Source organism: Corallococcus exiguus (assembly GCF_009909105.1).
Taxonomy (GTDB): domain Bacteria; phylum Myxococcota; class Myxococcia; order Myxococcales; family Myxococcaceae; genus Corallococcus; species Corallococcus exiguus.
In genome coordinates this window covers 129,232-145,877 of sequence record NZ_JAAAPK010000009.1, presented here as the reverse complement: position 1 = coordinate 145,877, position 16,646 = coordinate 129,232, and the positions used below count along the sequence as shown (strand labels likewise).

Sequence of the window (16,646 nt, the reverse complement as noted above, 5' to 3'; positions counted from 1 at the left end):
CGATGGCCGACCCACGCGCGGAAGAGACGTTCCAGAAGAGCATCCACACGCTGAACCAGGACGGCGCGTCGCCCCGGACCGAGACCGACGACCTGGGCTCCCGCCGGCTCCCGGCGGAGGCCTACTGGGGCATCAACGTCAGCCGCGCGCTGGACAACTTCGCCATCAGCGGGCGCCCCATCTCCGTCTATCCCGACCTGCTCTTCGGCTACGCCTGCGTGAAGCAGGCCGCCGCGCGCGCGAACGCGGAGCTGGGCGTGCTGGATGCGACGCGGGCCTCGCTCATCGACCAGGCCTGCGAGGACATCAAGGCCGGCAGGCTGCACGAGCAGTTCGTCGTGGACGTCATGCAGGGCGGGGCCGGCACCTCCACGAACATGAACTTCAACGAGGTCATCGCCAACCGCGGCCTGGAGCTGGCCGGCCACCCCAAGGGCCACTACGCGCACCTGGATCCGAATGACCACGTGAACCGGAGCCAGAGCACGAACGACACCTACCCGACGGCGCTCAAGGTCGGGTTGATGTTGTCCGTCGAGCGACTGCTGGCCCAGCTGCACCTGCTGGAGCAGGCGTTCCGCGACAAGGGCCAGGAGTTCGCGGGCATCGTGAAGATTGGCCGGACGCAGCTTCAGGACGCCGTGCCCATGACGCTCCAGCAGGAGTTCGAAGGCTTCGCCGTCACGCTGGCCGAGGAACACGCGAGCCTGACGGAGGTCACCCGCCGCCTGGGGGAGATCAACCTGGGGGCGACGGCGATTGGGACGGGCATCGCCGCGGACCCGCGCTTCGCGGAGGCCGCGCGAGCGCACCTGGCGGACATCACCGGGCGCCCCATCGTCACCGCGCCGGACCTGATTGAAGCGACCACCGACGTGGGCGTCTTCATGGAGGTGTCCGGCACCCTCAAGCGCACCGCGATGAAGCTGTCGAAGATCTGCAACGACCTGCGACTGCTCGGCTCCGGCCCTCAGGCGGGCTTCAACGAAATCAACCTCCCGCCCATGCAGGCGGGCTCCAGCATCATGCCGGGCAAGGTGAACCCGGTGATTCCGGAGGTCGTGAACGAAGTGGCGTTCGTGGTCGCCGGGGGAGACGTGACGCTGACCATGGCCGCGGAGGCGGGGCAGCTCCAGCTCAACGCCTTCGGACCGGTCATGGCCCACGTGCTGTTCGAAAACCTCAAGTACATGACCGCCGCCATGGCGACGCTGCGCGTGAACTGCGTGCGGGGCATCACCGCCAACAAGGAGCGGCTCGCGCGCCAGGTGGAGTCCTTCGTGGGCGTCATCACCGCGCTCATGCCGCACATCGGCTACGCGCCCGCGGCACGGCTGGCGAGGGAGGCCCTGGCCACGAACGCCAGCATCGCGGACCTGGTGGTGTCCGCCGGGCTGCTGACGCGCGAGCAGCTGGCCGAGCTGCTCTCTCCGGAGCGGTTGACCCGGGGCCATGCGATGGAGGCCCGGGACGAAGAGGGCACGCACTAAGAGGCCCCTTCCGCGCGAGGTCCGCATGTTCATCCGCCGCCTGCGCAGGTTCCTAAGCCAGCCCTACTGGCTGGTCATGGGCGCGCTGGTCGTCGTCGGGGGCGCGCTCGGCATCGCGCTGGCCCGCGTGCAGACGGACACCGCGCCGGCCCTGTTCGGGCATGCCTGGCCCGGAGACGTCGACGACACCCGGGGCGCGCTGGGAGCGTTGCTCGGGTTGCAGATCACCGTCCTCACCATCGTCCTGTCCCTGAACACGCCGGTCATCCAAACCGCGGCGAGCCAGTACTCGCCACGGCTGGTCCCCATCTATCTGAAGAGCGCGCCGCTCCGCCGCGCCATTCCCTTCTTCGTCCTCTCCAGCAGCTACATCCTCACGGCCATCCGGGAGCTGGGCGTCATCGAGGACGCCGGCATCAGGCCCCGGCCCGTCCTGTCGGGAGCCATCATCCTGGTGCTGGTGGCGCTCTGCGCGCTCGTCGTCTTCCTGGCCCGCACCTTCCGCTTCCTGCGGGTGGAGCGCGTGCTGGGGCTGGTGCAGGACCTGATTGTCACCGCGACGGAGCGCCGCATCCAGGCCCGGCTGAGGCGGCTTCCGCTGGACCCCGCGGCGGTCCTGCGGTTGCCGGCGGATGCCACCTCGCTCCTGGCTGCTTCGTCGGGCTACCTCGCGGACGTCGACCTCCAGGACCTCACGCGGCTCGCCCGGGATTGGGGCGTGCGGGTCCGCATCTGCATCACCGTGGGCGAGTACATCGACCAGGAGGAGGTCGTCGGCTGGGTGGTGGCGGACGGAGGGGGCGCCGTGGAGGCCCACGTGCTCCACGGCCTCTCCGCCACGTTGCGCATCCAGTCCGCGCGCGAGCCCGACTGCGACCCCGCGCTCGGGCTTCGCATCCTCGTCGACGTCGCGAACCGGGCCCTGTCCTCGTCCGCGAACGACCCGTACACGGCACGGCAGGCGCTCCATCAGATTCGTTCGGTGATGCGCCGGCTGGCGGGCCTGCCCCTGGGGGACTGGAACGTCGTCGACCCGGATGGCAGGGCGCGTGTGTCACTGGTGGCCATGCGGCTGCGCGACTACCTCTTCCTCGCCGTGGACGGCCCGCTCCATTACGCGGGAGGCGACCCGGAGGTGCTGGAGGAGGTGCTCCAGATTGCCCTCACCGTGGGCCTGCTCGCACGCGACGCACAGGACCGCGCCGCGGCGCACGCGCTGCTCGCACGTGTGCTCGCGGACGTCCATCACTCCCCGGAGAAGGACCGCTTCCACCGCCTGCTCGCCCAGGCGGAGCGCGTCCGGGCCTCCTTCCAGGGCGAGCGCCGTACGCGCGTCGAGCAGGGACGCGCGGACTGGCTTCCAGACTGAAGCGCTGGCTTTCAGTGGCGGGTTTCGCGGGTGGGCTTGAAGCCCATGAGGAAGTCGATGAGCAGGCGGGTGCCGTAGCCCGTCGCGCCCTTGCTGCGCCACGCGTTGTCGCGCTCGGCCCGCGCGGTCCCCGCCATGTCGATGTGCGCCCAGGGCAGCCCGTCCACGAACTCCTCCAGGAAGAGGCCCGCGGTGATGGCCCCGGCGTTGTCGCCGCCCACGTTCTTCATGTCCGCCACCTCCGACTCCAGTTCCTGCCGCAGGCGCCGGTCCAGCGGGAGTTGCCACACGGTGTCGCCGGTGCGCTCGCCCGAGTCCTTCACCTGCTCCACCAGGGACTGTTCGTTGCCCATGACGCCCGCGGTGAGGACGCCCAGCGCGCGCTGACACGCGCCGGTGAGCGTGGCGATGTCCACGATGGCGTCGGGCCTCGGCGATTGCTCGGTGGCCAGGACGAGCGCGTCCGACATCACCAGGCGGCCCTCGGCGTCGGTGTTGATGACCTCCACCGTCTTGCCGCCGCGCACCGTCAGCACGTCCCCCAGCTTCATGGCGGTGCCGGAGGGCATGTTGTCGGTGCACATCAGGTAGGCCGTCACCGCCGTCCTGCAGCCCAGCTGCTTCAGCGCCGTCATCGCCGCGAGGATGGCGCCCGCGCCGGACATGTCGCCCTTCATCGTGGCGTGGACCAGGTCGTTCGGCTTCAGACCCAGGCCGCCCGAGTCGAACATGATGCCCTTGCCCACCAGTGAGACGCGGCCCAGGGGCTGGACGGCTTCGCCCTTGCTGCCCCTGGGCGTGTACGTCAGCTTGATCATCCGCGGCGGCTCCGTGCTGCCGGCGTTGACGCCCAGCAGGCCGCCGCAGCCGAGCCCGGCCAATGCCTCACCGTCGAAGACCTCGACCTCCAGGCCGCAGCGTTTGGCCAGGGACTCGGCCACCTTCGCCAGCCGTGCGGCGGTCAGCAGGGTGGCGGGGGAATTGGCGAGGTCGCGCGCGAACGCCGTGGCGCGGGCGTGGATGCCTCCGCGCACCATGCCCTGCTCGACCTCCTCGGTGTTCTTCGAACCCGGGACGAGCGTCAGGGCTTCGAGCGGCGGCTCCTGTTCGGAGTTCCGCTTGTAGGGCCGGTAGCGGTAGCGGGCGAGCAGGACGCCTTCGGTCAGGGCCTGCGCGGCGAGGTCCGCCGGGACGCTCCCGGTGTCCGGGACCTGGAGCGCCACGCGCTTCTGTTGGCCCACGGCCCGCGCGAACGCGGCGGCGGCATCCCGGAGCTTGCCTGCATCCAGCTGTCCCCGCGCCCCCAGGCCGACGGCGACCAGGGGCGGGCCTCCCGAGCGGGGAATGAGCAGCGTCTGACCGGCCTTGCCCTCGAAGCCCGCCGCTTTCAGGAACGCGCGGTCGAGGCCGGGGGCCTTCACCTCTTCGTCCGCTCCCACGAACGTGCCGACACAACCGACGTCGGTGGGGAGGGTGGTCGATACGGCGAGCTTCGTCTCCTCCAGGGATTCGATGGAGGGAGCGGGGTGGAACTCGGCCTGCGCGCGTGAATGAAACGAGGTCAACATGGAAGCCTCCTGATGGAGGAACTGGGCACTGAACCAGGAGGGTGCAACATCCAGAAGCCCACTCGCCCCTGCCTCTGGGAGCGGTTTTCCGGCGGATGCAAGGTGTGGATGTTCCGCCACTCAAGCCCTTGAGGGAGGAAGCCCATGCGCACACTGCCGTCGAAGCGGATGTCACTGCTCACCGAACGCGAAGCCCAGCTCGTCCTGTCCAGCGCCCCACGCAACCTGGCGGAGCTCTCACCACGGGAACTGCGCGGCCGCATCCTGAGAGCGCGCCGCCTGATGGAGAAGTACCAGGACGCGGCGCAGCGGCAGCGCAGGGAGGCACTCCGCAAGGAGGTGCCCTCCCGCTCCCGCCGCGCCGAGGGCAACCGCAACACCCTCCGCAAGGCCGAGTACTTCGCCCTCACCCTGGAGCGCTTCGAGAAGCGGCTCGCCCTGCTGGAGCGCAAGGCCCAGGTCCGGGCCCGCGCCGCGAGCCGTCCGGCCCCCCGGCGGACGACGCGCGCGGCCACGGGAGGACGAAAGCCCGCGCGCCGGACGCGCGCCGCCGGCCGCACCGCGAAGGCCGCCACCCTGAAGCGGACGTCCAACAAGAAGCGGGGTGGTGCCCTGAAGCAGGAGCGCTTTCCCGCCCTCAAGCGGAAGGCCCATGCCTCTGGCCGGGGCCGCCGGACCCAGACCCAGCGCGACTCGCGGCGCTGAGGGGCAAGGCGCCCGGGTGACGGGAGAGCGCCTCCCGCACCGCGAGGCGCTCTCCCTCGTCTACCCAAGCCCCCAGGGCAGTCCCAGGACCTGCCACGCGACCAACAGGGCAATCCACACGGCGAAGACCACGATGACGTACGGCAGCATCAAGGCCACCACGGTCCCCACGCCCGCGTCCTTCTGGTACTTCTGGGCGAAGGTGACGATGAGCGCGAAGTAGGCGTTCAGCGGTGAGATGGCATTGAACGGACCGTCACCCACGCGGTACGCGGCGAGCACGGCCTCCGGGTCCACGTTCAGCCGCATCAAGAGCGGCACGAACACCGGCGCGAAGATGGCCCACTTCGGAATGGCGCCCGTCATGATGAGGTCCAGGACGGCGACCACCAGCACGAACCCGATGAGCAGCGGCAGCGCGCCCAGGCCCGCGTGCTCCAGGGCATCACCCACCTTCACGGCCGCGATGGTCGCCATGTTCGTGTAGGTGAACAGGGCGATGAACTGGCTGATGATGAACAGCAGGAAGATGAGGCCGCCCAGCCCGGCGACCGCCTTCTCCATGGCCTTGATGACGTCCACGCTATTCTTCATCGTCCCGGCGCCGACGCCGTAGGCGGCCCCCGTCACCAGGAACAGCACGGTGATGGCGACGATGAGGCCGTTCATGAACGGCGAGTCCCCGATGAGCGCGCCCGTCTCCGGGTTGCGCAGCGGAGCCCCCGGGGGCAGCGCCAGCAGGCCGAAGAACACCAGCACGCCCACGAGCCCCCAGAACGCGAACTTCAGCCCCCGCGACTCCTCCGGGGACAGCTTCGCGCCCGCCGTGGCCGGCTTCTCTCCCTTGTACTCACCCAGCCGGGGTTCGATGAGCTTGTCGCTGATGAGCGACACGATGATGGTCAGCATCACCACCGACGCGAGGGAGAACCAGAAGTTCGCCGTCAGGTCGATGGAGCGGTCCGGCGCCATGATGTGGATGGCGTCGTTGGTGATCTCCGTCAGGATGCCGTCCAGCGGTTTGATCAGGATGTTGACGGTGAAGACCGCGGCGACACCGGCGAACGAGGCCGCCAGGCCCGCGAGCGGATGCCTGCCCACGGTGAGGTAGGCGGCCGCCGCCAGGGGAATCAGCACCAGGTAGCCGGCATCCGCGGCGATGCTCGACAGGATGCCCACGAACACCAGGATGTACGTGAGGAGCCGGGCCGGAGCGACCGCCACCAGCTTGCGGATGAGCGCGCCCACCAGGCCCGCTGCGTCCGCGACGCCCACGCCCAGCATGGCGACGATGATGACGCCCACCGCGTTGAAGTCCATGAAGTGCTGGACGACGCCCGCGAACATGAAGCGCAGGCCCTCGCCCGTCAGCAGGCTCTTCGCGGCGGTGGTCGTCTCCTCCAGTTGGTGCGTGTCCGGGTTGATGGTCTCGTAGGTGACGCTGGCTCCCATCCTGTAGAAGATGTGGGAGAGCACCATCACGATGGCAATCAGCGCGACGAAGATGACCGCGGGGTGGGGGACCTTGTTGCCCACCCGCTCGATGGCGTCGAGCACCCGCTCCATGCCCTTCTTCTTTGGCGGCGTGCGCTGTTTGTTCTTGGTCTCGCCTGGGACCTGGACGTCGTCGAAATGAGCCGCTTTGGCCATGGGAGTGCTGCTCCTTTCCAATCCCTCAGATCTCCAGCTCGCCACCCACGGAGAGCGAGGTATCCGTCTTGACCTTGCCCGCCGCGGGTGCGCTGTCGTGTTGCAGTTTGAAGTACGTGGTGAGCGCGAAGCGGTCCGTCAGGTGCACGGACAGCTTCGTGGTGGAGTCCAGCAGGACGCGTGTGTCTCCGAAGATGTCCGGGAGCAGCAGGGCGTCCTCGCGCAGGTGCACGTGCTCGTTGATGTCGTAGCGGAACGCCACGCCCACCGCGGGTGACCACAAGGTCACGTTCGGCAGGTCCTCGCGCGTGGGGGTGTACTGGAATCGGCGGTCCTTGGCGTAGCTCGCGCCCAGGTACGTGCGCAGGAAGAGCTCCTTCTCCGTCTTCTTCTTCTTCCGCTCCAGGAACGTGAGGCCGATGCCCAGCTCCACCTCGGTGCGCAGCTCCAGGCTGGCGGGGTGGTCTGTCTCCAGGCCCAGGAAGGTGTAGGCGCTGACCAGGCGCGTGAAGCGGTAGTCGCCGCGCGCCCAGCCGCCGAGCGTCAGGGCCGTGACCTCCCGCTCCTCCTCGTCCTCCGCGGCCGCGTTGCCGTAGGCGCCATCCGCCTCCAGGGTGAGCGCCCACACCGGGGACTCGTACTCCGCCATCGCATCACCCGTGATGGTGAAGGAGCGGGCGTTGCCGCCGAAGTAGGAGGCGCCGAGCCCGGCCGAGCCCGTCCAGGGCCCTTCGTCCTCGTCCTCTTCCTCGGCTGCTGACGCGACGGAAGCCGATGAGGAGGCATCCGCCGCTTCGGAAGGAGGCGTGGGTGTCTGGGCCATGGCCGCGAAGAGGATGAGGAGTGGACTCATACGTGCCCTTGGGAAGGAGGAGCCTGCCTGTCCCGGTGAAGAGGGAGGGGCGACCTCGGTGGTGCTCGAAGGCCTTCTCGCGGCCCACGCAACCTTCGACACGCACCGCGCGTACGGCAATCACAGGCTGGCATGCCGGGGAAGGCACCCTCGTGCCTTTGCCCGTCAGAACGTGATGAGGGATTTGTTCTACAGGCCCTGGTTCAGGGGCGCACGACGTCCTGGATGAACCGGCTCAGTGACTCCGCCATCTTCTGGTGCGTGGCGGCGGAGGGATGCCAGTCCTCGCCGACGCCGTCAGCGAAGGGGTTCTGCATGGCCATCACGTGGCGGTGGACCCGGGCGTCGCCCAGGCGCTGGCGTTCCGCCACCAGGTCGGAAATCCAATCGCCCACGTGCACGGACGTCACCACGCCCTGCTGTTCCTTCCGCTTGAAGCCATCCGTCATGCTGCCCAGCGTGCAGACGATGTGCGCGCGGGGATGCAGCGTGCGGAGCCGTTCGAGGAAGGTCCGGTAGGCGGACTTGAACGCCGCTTCGTCCGGAAGGAACGCGGCGGTGCCCGCGCCCGCGAACGTGTCGTTGGTGCCGGCGTTGAGGACAATCACATCCGGTGAGTCGTTGGAGAAGTCCCAGGCGGCGGGGTGGTCCGGGACGGCGCGCTCATAGATGGCCGGAATCAAGCCGGACGTGGACAGGTCCAGGTTGCGGTACACGCCGTGGCCCGAATAGCAGACGAACACGGCCTCCGCGCCCAGGCGTTGGGCCGTGAGCCAGCCATGACTCCGTCTGGGATTCTGGTGCTTCGACGTGAAGGAGGGCACCCTGGAGGAGGCTGTCTGGGGAGTGAAGGTGGCGTCGGTGCCGTAGCCACAGGTGATGGAGTCCCCGACGAACTCCAGCTTGAGCCCCGTGTGCTGCTGGGGCGGCTCCCGGAGCTCACCATGGACCTCCAGCGCCAGGAGCGTGCTGGCGCCCACCAGGGACTCGGTGCGCTTGAAGAGCTCCACCGTGTGCAGGCCCACGGGAAGGTCGCTGGCGAGCAGGTACGTGGCCTGACCGGGCTTCACCGCGAGCAGCCTGGGAGGTGCCCCGTCCACCACGACGTCGAAGTGGTTGGTCCCCACGTCGCCGCCCGCGCCCGCGTCATCGAGCCGCATCCGCACCGCGTCGCCCCAGAAGCGCGCGCGCACCGTGACGCCCGGATGCGAGAAGACGACCCCTGTAGCTGAGCGGTATGTCCGGCCCACGTACCGCACGCGCGCGTCGGTGGCGGGGATGCTCACCCAGGGCATGGAAGGGCCTTCCGGTGGGGTGGAGGGGGCCCTGCACGCGGCCAGCGACAGGCCCATGCCAAGGCAGACGCCAGCGATGAGGGAGCGGTCGGGCACGTACTCCCAGCGTACACGCAAGACGGCGGCGGCCCACCAGATGCCATCAGTGAACAGCCCATGCTAGATGACTCGCGTTTGCTGTCATCTCCAGGGGGCCCCCATGAACCGATTGATTGGCTTTCGTTTCCAACTGGCATTGCTGGCCGTGCTGACGCTCCTGGGCACCGGCTGTGGTGCCGACCCGGAGCCGCCGAAGTCCCAGCCGAAATCCCCCACGCTCGTCGAGAGCACGCAGTCCGCCGTCAACCTGATGGCCAACGAGGCGGTGACGCTCCACGTCGCCGCGAAGGATGACGCCCAGCGGGCCCTGGGCTTCAGCTGGGAGGCCAGCACGGGTGTCCTGGAGCAGCCGCAAAGCACCGCGACGACCAGCGACGTGCGCTGGAAGGGCCCGGAATGTCTGCCTGCTGGAACGCGCGCCAGGGTGACGGTGACCATCACCAATCATGTGGCGCCCGCCATCACGCGGAGCTTCGCGCTCTCCGTCGTCGCGTGTCCCGCGGCGCCGGCCGTCGCCGCGGGCCGCTACCATTCGCTGGTGCTCCGCCCTGACGGCACGGTCGTGGAGTGGGGCCTCTCCTATCTCCGCTTCGACGGCTCCGCCCGCCCGGTGCCCGGACTGACCGACATCCGGGCGGTGGCGGCGGGAGGCGACCATGCGCTGGCCTTGCGCAAGGACGGCACCGTCTGGGCGTGGGGGAGCAACTTCTCGGGACAGCTGGGAGATGGAACGACGACGACCCGCACCACGCCGGTGCGGGTGGTGGGGCTGACGGAGGTTCTCGCCGTCGCCGCGACTGGCTACTCCTCGCTGGCCCTGTGCAAGGACGGTACGGTCTGGGCGTGGGGGGATAACAGCGACGGCCAGCTCGGCGATGGAACGACGGAGGGACGTCTCACCCCCGTGCAGGTGCCGGGGCTGGCACGGGTCACCGGCATCGCCGCTTCCAGGGATCACTCGCTGGCCGTGCTCGCGGATGGGACGGTCCGGGCATGGGGCAACAACTCCTCGGGTCAGCTTGGCAATGGAGAGTTCAACTGGGAGGTCGGCAGCCTCCGCCCGGTCGCGGTGCTCCATCTGACGGACGTGGTCTCCGTCGCCGCGAGTTATGCGCTCTCGTTCGCCGTGCATTCGGACGGCACCGTGTCGTCGTGGGGCACCAACGTGGATGGGGCCCTGGGCGGTGATTCCCGGAGGAACGGACACATTCCGGGCAAGGTGCCGGGAATGACAGACGTGACCACCCTCTCCGCGGGCACCTTCTACGCGGTGGCCCTGATGGGGGATGGCACCGTCCGGGGCTGGGGAACCAACGGCTCCGGCCAGCTCGGGGATGGGACGTACACCCGCCATGCTCCCACGCAGGTGTCGGGCCTCGCGGGCGTCGCGGCCGTGGCGGCGGGTGACGAGCATGTCCTGGCCGTGCTCTCCGACGGGAGCCTGCGGGCCTGGGGCGACAACCGGTACATGCAGCTCGGCATCCAGCCGGAGACCGTGAACCGCAGCGGACCCGTGCAGGTGCCGGGGCTGACGGAGGCGAATAGCGTGGCCGCGGGTGAAACCCACTCCCTGGCCCTGCGCGCGGATGGCACGGTCTGGGCCTGGGGCGACAACCGCGAAGGCAGCCTGGGGATTGGCGCCGCGCACGGCGGCAGCACGACGCCCGCCCAGGTGCCGAACCTCTCCGGCGCCAAGGGCATTGCCGCGGGCGAGAGCCTCTCGCTGGCGGTGCTCTCCGATGGCACCGTCATGTCGTGGGGCTCCAGCAGCTTCGGGCAACTGGGGGTCGAGTCCTCGTCATACGGTTTTGCCCCCGAACCCATCACCGGGCTGAGCGGCGTCACGGCCGTGTCCGCGGGTCGCTGGTATGCGCTGGCCCTGCGTGAGGACGGCACCGTCTGGGCCTGGGGGTACAACGGCCAGGGCCAGCTCGGCGACGGGACGACCGATGGACGCCGCGTGCCGGGGCAGGTGGCGGGACTGACGCACGTCACCGCCATCGCCGCGGGCGCAATCCACGCGCTGGCGCTGCGTGAGGACGGCACCGTCTGGGCATGGGGGGACAACGACTTCGGGGCCCTGGGGGATGGAACGAACACCGCACACGCCATGCCGGCGCAGGTGCCAGCTCTGACGGGAGTCGTCGCCGTGGCCGCGGGGAAATACCACTCCCTGGCCCTGCGCGAGGACGGCACCCTCTGGGCCTGGGGGTACAACGGCCAGGGCCAGTTCGGCGACGGGACGACTCTCAGCCAGCGGTCCCCGGTGCAGGTTCCCAACCTGACGGGAGTCCAGCGCATCGCCGTGGGCGACGACCACTCGCTCGCCGTGACGAACGGAGGCCCCCTCGTCACCTTTGGGAGCAATGCCTCCGGGCAGCTGGGGCTGGGCGAGGGAACCGGGAACCAGTCGCGCGGAGAGATCGCCTCGCTTCGCGATGCCCGCGCCATCGCGGCGGGCAGCGCCTACACCCTGGCCGTCGCGCGCGGTGGGACGGTGTGGGCCTGGGGCGTCAACGCCATGGGCCAGCTCGGCAACGGCGAGGCGGCGAACAGCCCCCGGCCCCTCTCGGTGACGCTGCCGTAGGGGGCTGGAACGAAGGGGGACTTGCGCTGACTGGATGACCAGTTTATAAATCCAGTCATGAGTTCCGACCCACGCACCGCCATCATGGGCGCCGCTGGCGAAGTCTTCGCCCGCTTTGGCTTCAAGAAGGCCTCGGTCGAGGACATCGCCAGGCGGGCAGGCGTGGGCAAGGGCAGCATCTACCTGCACTTCGAGAGCAAGGAAGCGCTCTTCGAGGCCTGCGTGGAGCGGGCGTACGGGGAGGGCCTGGCCGAGCTCAATGCGCGGGTGCGCCGGGCGAAGACGCCCGAGGCCCAGGTCCGGGCCTACATCCAATGCAAGCTGGAGCAGCAGTCCCGTGCACCCGAGGGGCAGCGCATCGAGCTGAGCACCATCTTCGAGCTGGGACTCCAGGCGGCGCACCTCGTACCCAGGATGATGGAGAGTGACGCCGCTGTGCTGGCGGGCATCCTCGAGGAAGGCGTGGAGCAGGGAGTCTTCACCGTGGCCGAGCCCAGGTCCGCGGCCCGTGGCTTCGTGGCGTTGCTCATGCAGTTCGCCGTCAAGTTGATGCCGGAGGGGGCGGACGTCGCGCTGATGCAGTCGGTGGAGCGCTGCTTCGACATCTTCATCCGTGGCCTCCTGAAGCAACCTCCCAACTGACCCCTCCTTTTCTGGCCCCACTTCGCGCCCGGGCGCGGTGGGGCTTTCGTTTGGCCGGGACTGACCAGAAAACCGATTCAGTCATCCAGTGCCGGGTCTCCGGCCACAGCACGAGGAACGAAGCAATGAAGACGTTCATGAAGGCAGCAGCGGTGGCGGTGGCGGTGGTGGCGACGGGGTGCGGTGGGGGTGACAAGGCCGTCGTCCCGCGGGCCTCCGCCGCGCAGGTCGCGCAGAAGCCGGTGGGCGTGCGTGCCGTCACACCCGCCACGCAGCTGGAGTCGAGCGTCCTCAAGGCCACGGGCAGCGTGCGCTCCAAGCAGTCGGCGACGCTGAGCGCGCAGGCGTCCGGCACGCTCACGCGCGTCAGCGTGGACGTGGGCGACACGGTGAAGCGGGGCCAGGTGCTGGCGCAGCTGGACACCTCCAACGCGCGCATCGCCGTCAACCAGGCGCGTGCCTCCAAGGCGGCGGCGGACGCGGCGCTGGATGGCGCGACGTCGGAGGTGGAGCGGACGCGTGTGCTGGCGCAATCGGGCAGCCTCCCGCGCGCCTCGCTCGACAAGGCGGAGGTGGGCTTCCGTCAGGCGCAGGCGCAGGCGCAGCAGGCCGCCGCCGCCCTGGACAGCGCGCAGGCGTCCGTGCGCGACGCCACGCTCACGGCCCCCTTCGACGGCGTCATCACCAGCAAGAGCCGCAACGCGGGCGACTACGTGTCGCCGGGCACGGCCATCTTCGGGCTCGTCAACACGCAGGCGCTGGAGGTGCGCGCCCCGGTGCCCGAGTCACTCGTGGACCGCGTGTCGGTGGGCACCGTCGTGAAGGGCACGCTCAACCCCTCCGGCGCGCCCTTCGAGGCGAAGGTGAAGAGCCTGGGCGCCACCATCGACGAGCAGACGCGCACCGTGGAGGTGCTCGCGGAGGTGCTGCCGGCGAAGGACGCCGGTGCGCGGCTGCGCGCGGGCGCCCTGGTGGAGCTGGACTTCTCCAGCGTGGCGGCCTCCGACAACGCACCGGAGCAGGCGGGCCTCTTCCTGCCCACGCAGGCCGTCAACGCCCGGGGCCAGCAGGGCTTCGTCTGGGTGGTGCAGGACGGCAAGGCGCAGCGCCGGGACGTCAAGGTGGAGCGCGTGCTGCCCGGCTTCGTGCGCGTGGTGCAGGGACTGGGCTCCGCCGACCGCGTCGTGGCCGACGCCAGCCTGCCGCTCCAGGACGGCACCGCGCTCCAGGTCGTCCAGTAGCCGGGCGCCTTCCTTCCCAACCCCTTTCACCGTCACGCCATCCCCATGCTCCAGACCTTCATCAAACACTCTGTCTTCACAGTCATGCTGATGGCGGCGGTCGTCGTCTTCGGCCTGTACGCCTATCCGCGCATCGGCGTGGACCAGTACCCCAACGTCGACATCCCCTACGTCTCCGTCACCACGCTCCTGCCGGGCGCGGACCCCGAGTCCATCGAGAAGAACGTCACCGACCCGCTGGAGGAGGCGCTCAACACGGTCAACGGCGTGGATGAGCTCAACTCCATCAACCTGGAGAACGTGAGCCAGGTGACCATCGCCTTCAAGCTGGGCACCGACGTGAACACCGCGGCCCAGGACGTGCGCGACCGCGTGCAGGCCACGCTGCGCTCACTGCCGGACGACATCGAGACGCCCGTCGTGGAGAAGTTCGACATCGGCGCGGCGCCCATCCTCACGCTGTCGCTCTCCGGCTCCCTGCCCGTGGACGAGCTGACGCGCGTGGCGGAGGACGTGGTGAAGCCCGCCCTCCAGAGCCAGCCGGGCGTGGGCAGCATCGGCGTGGTGGGTGGCCGGAAGCGCGAGGTGCAGCTGGTGGTGGACCCGCAGCGGCTGCGCGGCTACGGGCTGGCCGTTGGCGACGTGAGCCAGGCGCTCCAGTCGCAGAGCGTGGACCTGCCCGGCGGGCGCACCACCCAGGGCGGACGTGAGCGCATCGTCCGGCTGACGGCGGAGGCGCGCAGCGTGGGAGAGATTGGGGACATCATCGTCGCCAGCCCCAACGGCACCCCGGTGCGCGTGCGGGACGTGGCGGCGGTGGTGGACGGTGCGCAGGAGGCGCGCGGCCTGGCCCGCTCGGACACGGGCGCCGCCATCGCGCTCGTGGTGCGCAAGCAGTCCGGCGCCAACACGGTGCAGGTGGCCGAGGCCGTCAAGGACTCCCTGGCGGAGCTCAATTCTCAACTGCCCGAGGGCGTGACGGTCAGCACCATCAGCGACAACTCCACCAACATCCGCGCGTCCATCCACGCGGTGCAGGAGGACATGTTGCTGGGCGGCGTGCTGTCCGTGCTCATCGTGCTGCTGTTCCTGCGCAACCTGCGCTCGACGCTCGTCTCCGCCATCGCGCTGCCGGTGAGCGTCATCGGCACGTTCGCGGTGATGGCGCTGCTGGGCTTCACCTTCAACATCATCACCATGCTGGCGCTGACGCTCTCCATCGGCCTGCTCATCGATGACGCCATCGTGGTCATCGAGAACATCGTCCGGCACCTGGAGGAGGGGAAGACGCCCATGCAGGCGGCGCTGGAGGGCACGAAGCAGATTGTCATCGCGGTGCTCGCGGTGACGCTGGCCATCGTGGCGGTGTTCGTCCCCGTGGCCTTCATGGAGGGCATGATTGGCCAGTTCTTCTTCCAGTTCGGCGTCACGGTGGCCGTGGCGGTGCTCATCTCCTACGCGGTGTCGATGACGCTCACGCCCATGCTCTCCAGCCGCCTGCTCAAGGGGCACAAGCATGGCGCTCCCACCAACCGCGTGAGCGCGGCCATCGAGAGCGCGCTCGTCTGGGTGGAGAACGGGTATCGCCGCGTGCTGGGCGCCGTGCTCAACCGGCGGGGTCTGGCGGTGGCCGCGGCGGTGGGCGTGCTGGTGCTGACGCTGGGCATGGCCCGCTTCCTCAAGTTCACCTTCATCCCGCCCTCGGACAACGGCGCGGTGCGCGTGACGCTGGAGCTGCCCGTGGGCTCCACCCTGGAGGACACCGAGCGTGAGCTGGCCACCGTGGCGCAGCAGGCGCGCACCCTGGAGGGCGTGAAGGAGACGTTCAGCACCGCGGGCGGCGGCACGCTGGAGGAGGTGCACAAGGGCGAGGTGCTGGTGAACCTGGTGCCGCGCAAGGAGCGTTCGTTCGACCAGGAGACCTTCAAGGTCCAGCTGCGCGCCGCGCTGGCGCAGCAGCCGGGCGTGCTGCTCACCGTGCAGGACGCGGCGGGCATTGGCGGTGGCCGCAACCAGCAGGTGCAGTACGTGCTGCGCGGCACGGACTGGTCCCAGGTCGTCGCCGGCAGCGAGAAGCTGCTCGCCGCGATGAAGTCCAACCCGGGCCTGACCGACGTGGACACCACGTTCCGCAGCGGCAAGCCGCAGTACGACGTGCGCATCGACCGTGAGCGGGCCGCGAAGCTGGGCGTGCCGGCCGCGCAGGTGGGGCTCTCACTCCGTGCCTACCTGGGCCGCGACGAGTTCATGACCTACCGCGAGGGCGGTGAGACGTACGACGTGAAGCTGCGCCTGCCGGACGCGACGCTCGCCTCCGAGGAGGCGCTGGGACAGCTCACCGTGCGCTCCACGAGCGGGCAGCTGGTGGAGCTGCGCAACGTGGCCAACATCACGCCTTCGGAGGGCCCGGTGCAGATCGACCGGCAGAACCAGAAGCGGCAGATCACCCTGCTCGCCAACCTGGCCCCGGGCTACACGCTGGGCGAGGGCATGGCTTACCTCACGGCGCAGGCCCAGCAGGACCTGCCCCAGGGCGTGGTGGGCGGCTTCGCTGGCAACGCGAAGGAGCTGGGCAAGACGACCGCCGCCTTCGCCACCGCGCTGGGGCTGGGCATCCTGCTGCTCTACATGATCCTGGCGGCGCAGTTCGGCAGCTACATCCACCCGTTCACCATCATGCTGTCGCTGCCCTTCGCGCTCATCGGAGCCATTGGCGCGCTGCTGCTGTCGGGCCACGCGCTGTCCATCTTCGCGCTCATCGGCGTCATCATGCTGATGGGCCTGGTGGTGAAGAACGGCATCCTGCTCGTGGACTTCACCCAGCAGCTGCGTGAGGCGGGCCGGAGCGCGCGTGATGCACTGCTGGAGGCCGCGCCCATGCGCCTGCGCCCCATCCTCATGACGACCATCGCGATGGTGGCTGGCATGGTGCCGGTGGCGCTCGCCAAGGGGGATGGCGCGGAGATGCGCGTGCCCATGGCGCTGGTCATCATCGGCGGCCTCATCAGCTCCACGGTGCTGACGCTGGTGGTGGTGCCCGTCGTCTACTCGCTGCTGGACGGAGTCTCCGCGCGCTTCAAGCGCCGTGAGGAGGACGCTCCGGTGGCGGTCCAACTCACGGAAGAAGGCGCGCACTGAGCGCGGCCA

Annotated in this window: 11 protein-coding genes; 7 read left to right on the top strand and 4 right to left on the bottom strand. The window is 69.6% G+C overall.

The window, feature by feature from the left end; translation table 11 throughout:
- The first annotated feature begins 2 nt into the window (after positions 1–2).
- Positions 3–1,490 carry an aspartate ammonia-lyase gene (locus GTZ93_RS29390; RefSeq protein WP_139917728.1) on the top strand — a complete coding sequence of 496 codons (1,488 nt, stop codon included), beginning with the start codon at positions 3–5 and terminating at the stop codon, positions 1,488–1,490.
- A gap of 25 nt (positions 1,491–1,515) precedes the next feature.
- Positions 1,516–2,859 carry a DUF2254 domain-containing protein gene (locus tag GTZ93_RS29385; RefSeq protein WP_161663141.1) on the top strand — a complete coding sequence of 448 codons (1,344 nt, stop codon included), beginning with the start codon at positions 1,516–1,518 and terminating at the stop codon, positions 2,857–2,859.
- A gap of 11 nt (positions 2,860–2,870) precedes the next feature.
- Here GTZ93_RS29385 and GTZ93_RS29380 read toward each other — a convergent pair whose 3' ends face one another.
- A complete protein-coding gene (locus tag GTZ93_RS29380) occupies positions 2,871–4,427 on the bottom strand; it encodes a leucyl aminopeptidase (protein ID WP_139917732.1) in 1,557 nt (518 codons plus the stop codon).
- A gap of 144 nt (positions 4,428–4,571) precedes the next feature.
- Here GTZ93_RS29380 and GTZ93_RS29375 point away from each other — a divergent pair, with 144 nt between their 5' ends.
- Positions 4,572–5,132 (top strand): hypothetical protein, encoded by a 561-nt coding sequence (locus tag GTZ93_RS29375; RefSeq protein ID WP_139917733.1) that lies wholly within the window; start codon positions 4,572–4,574, stop codon positions 5,130–5,132.
- Positions 5,133–5,192: 60 nt separating this feature from the next.
- On the opposite strand, the gene GTZ93_RS29370 is transcribed toward GTZ93_RS29375, so the two are convergent.
- The 3 genes from GTZ93_RS29370 to GTZ93_RS29360 all read right to left on the bottom strand — a co-directional run bounded on the left by GTZ93_RS29370 (position 5,193) and on the right by GTZ93_RS29360 (position 9,026).
- A complete protein-coding gene (locus GTZ93_RS29370; RefSeq protein ID WP_139917735.1) occupies positions 5,193–6,782 on the bottom strand; it encodes an AbgT family transporter in 1,590 nt (529 codons plus the stop codon).
- 25 nt (positions 6,783–6,807) lie between these two features.
- Positions 6,808–7,635 (bottom strand): DUF481 domain-containing protein, encoded by an 828-nt coding sequence (locus tag GTZ93_RS29365; RefSeq protein ID WP_139917737.1) that lies wholly within the window; start codon positions 7,633–7,635, stop codon positions 6,808–6,810.
- Positions 7,636–7,838: 203 nt separating this feature from the next.
- Positions 7,839–9,026 (bottom strand): SGNH/GDSL hydrolase family protein, encoded by a 1,188-nt coding sequence (locus tag GTZ93_RS29360; protein ID WP_257979128.1) that lies wholly within the window; start codon positions 9,024–9,026, stop codon positions 7,839–7,841.
- A 103-nt stretch (positions 9,027–9,129) separates the two neighbouring features.
- On the opposite strand from GTZ93_RS29360, the gene GTZ93_RS29355 reads away from it, so the two are divergent.
- From GTZ93_RS29355 to GTZ93_RS29340, 4 genes are all read left to right on the top strand, one after another.
- On the top strand, positions 9,130–11,616 hold the full coding sequence (locus GTZ93_RS29355; RefSeq protein ID WP_257979130.1) for an RCC1 domain-containing protein: 2,487 nt from the start codon (positions 9,130–9,132) through the stop codon (positions 11,614–11,616).
- A 57-nt stretch (positions 11,617–11,673) separates the two neighbouring features.
- Positions 11,674–12,258, top strand: a complete 585-nt coding sequence (locus GTZ93_RS29350; protein ID WP_120576732.1) for a TetR/AcrR family transcriptional regulator — start codon at positions 11,674–11,676, stop codon at positions 12,256–12,258.
- A gap of 125 nt (positions 12,259–12,383) precedes the next feature.
- On the top strand, positions 12,384–13,499 hold the full coding sequence (locus GTZ93_RS29345) for an efflux RND transporter periplasmic adaptor subunit (protein WP_161663140.1): 1,116 nt from the start codon (positions 12,384–12,386) through the stop codon (positions 13,497–13,499).
- Between the two features lie 45 nt (positions 13,500–13,544).
- Positions 13,545–16,637 carry an efflux RND transporter permease subunit gene (locus GTZ93_RS29340; RefSeq protein WP_139915056.1) on the top strand — a complete coding sequence of 1,031 codons (3,093 nt, stop codon included), beginning with the start codon at positions 13,545–13,547 and terminating at the stop codon, positions 16,635–16,637.
- Positions 16,638–16,646: the final 9 nt, after the last annotated feature.

What these genes read in the sequence shown, in the direction of transcription:
- GTZ93_RS29390 (WP_139917728.1), top strand. Translation starts at nt 3, where the DNA reads ATGGCCGACCCACGCGCGGAAGAGACGTTCCAGAAGAGCATCCACACG.
- GTZ93_RS29385 (WP_161663141.1), top strand. Translation starts at nt 1,516, where the DNA reads ATGTTCATCCGCCGCCTGCGCAGGTTCCTAAGCCAGCCCTACTGGCTG.
- GTZ93_RS29380 (WP_139917732.1), bottom strand. Translation starts at nt 4,427, where the DNA reads ATGTTGACCTCGTTTCATTCACGCGCGCAGGCCGAGTTCCACCCCGCT.
- GTZ93_RS29375 (WP_139917733.1), top strand. Translation starts at nt 4,572, where the DNA reads ATGCGCACACTGCCGTCGAAGCGGATGTCACTGCTCACCGAACGCGAA.
- GTZ93_RS29370 (WP_139917735.1), bottom strand. Translation starts at nt 6,782, where the DNA reads ATGGCCAAAGCGGCTCATTTCGACGACGTCCAGGTCCCAGGCGAGACC.
- GTZ93_RS29365 (WP_139917737.1), bottom strand. Translation starts at nt 7,635, where the DNA reads ATGAGTCCACTCCTCATCCTCTTCGCGGCCATGGCCCAGACACCCACG.
- GTZ93_RS29355 (WP_257979130.1), top strand. Translation starts at nt 9,130, where the DNA reads ATGAACCGATTGATTGGCTTTCGTTTCCAACTGGCATTGCTGGCCGTG.
- GTZ93_RS29350 (WP_120576732.1), top strand. Translation starts at nt 11,674, where the DNA reads ATGAGTTCCGACCCACGCACCGCCATCATGGGCGCCGCTGGCGAAGTC.
- GTZ93_RS29345 (WP_161663140.1), top strand. Translation starts at nt 12,384, where the DNA reads ATGAAGACGTTCATGAAGGCAGCAGCGGTGGCGGTGGCGGTGGTGGCG.
- GTZ93_RS29340 (WP_139915056.1), top strand. Translation starts at nt 13,545, where the DNA reads ATGCTCCAGACCTTCATCAAACACTCTGTCTTCACAGTCATGCTGATG.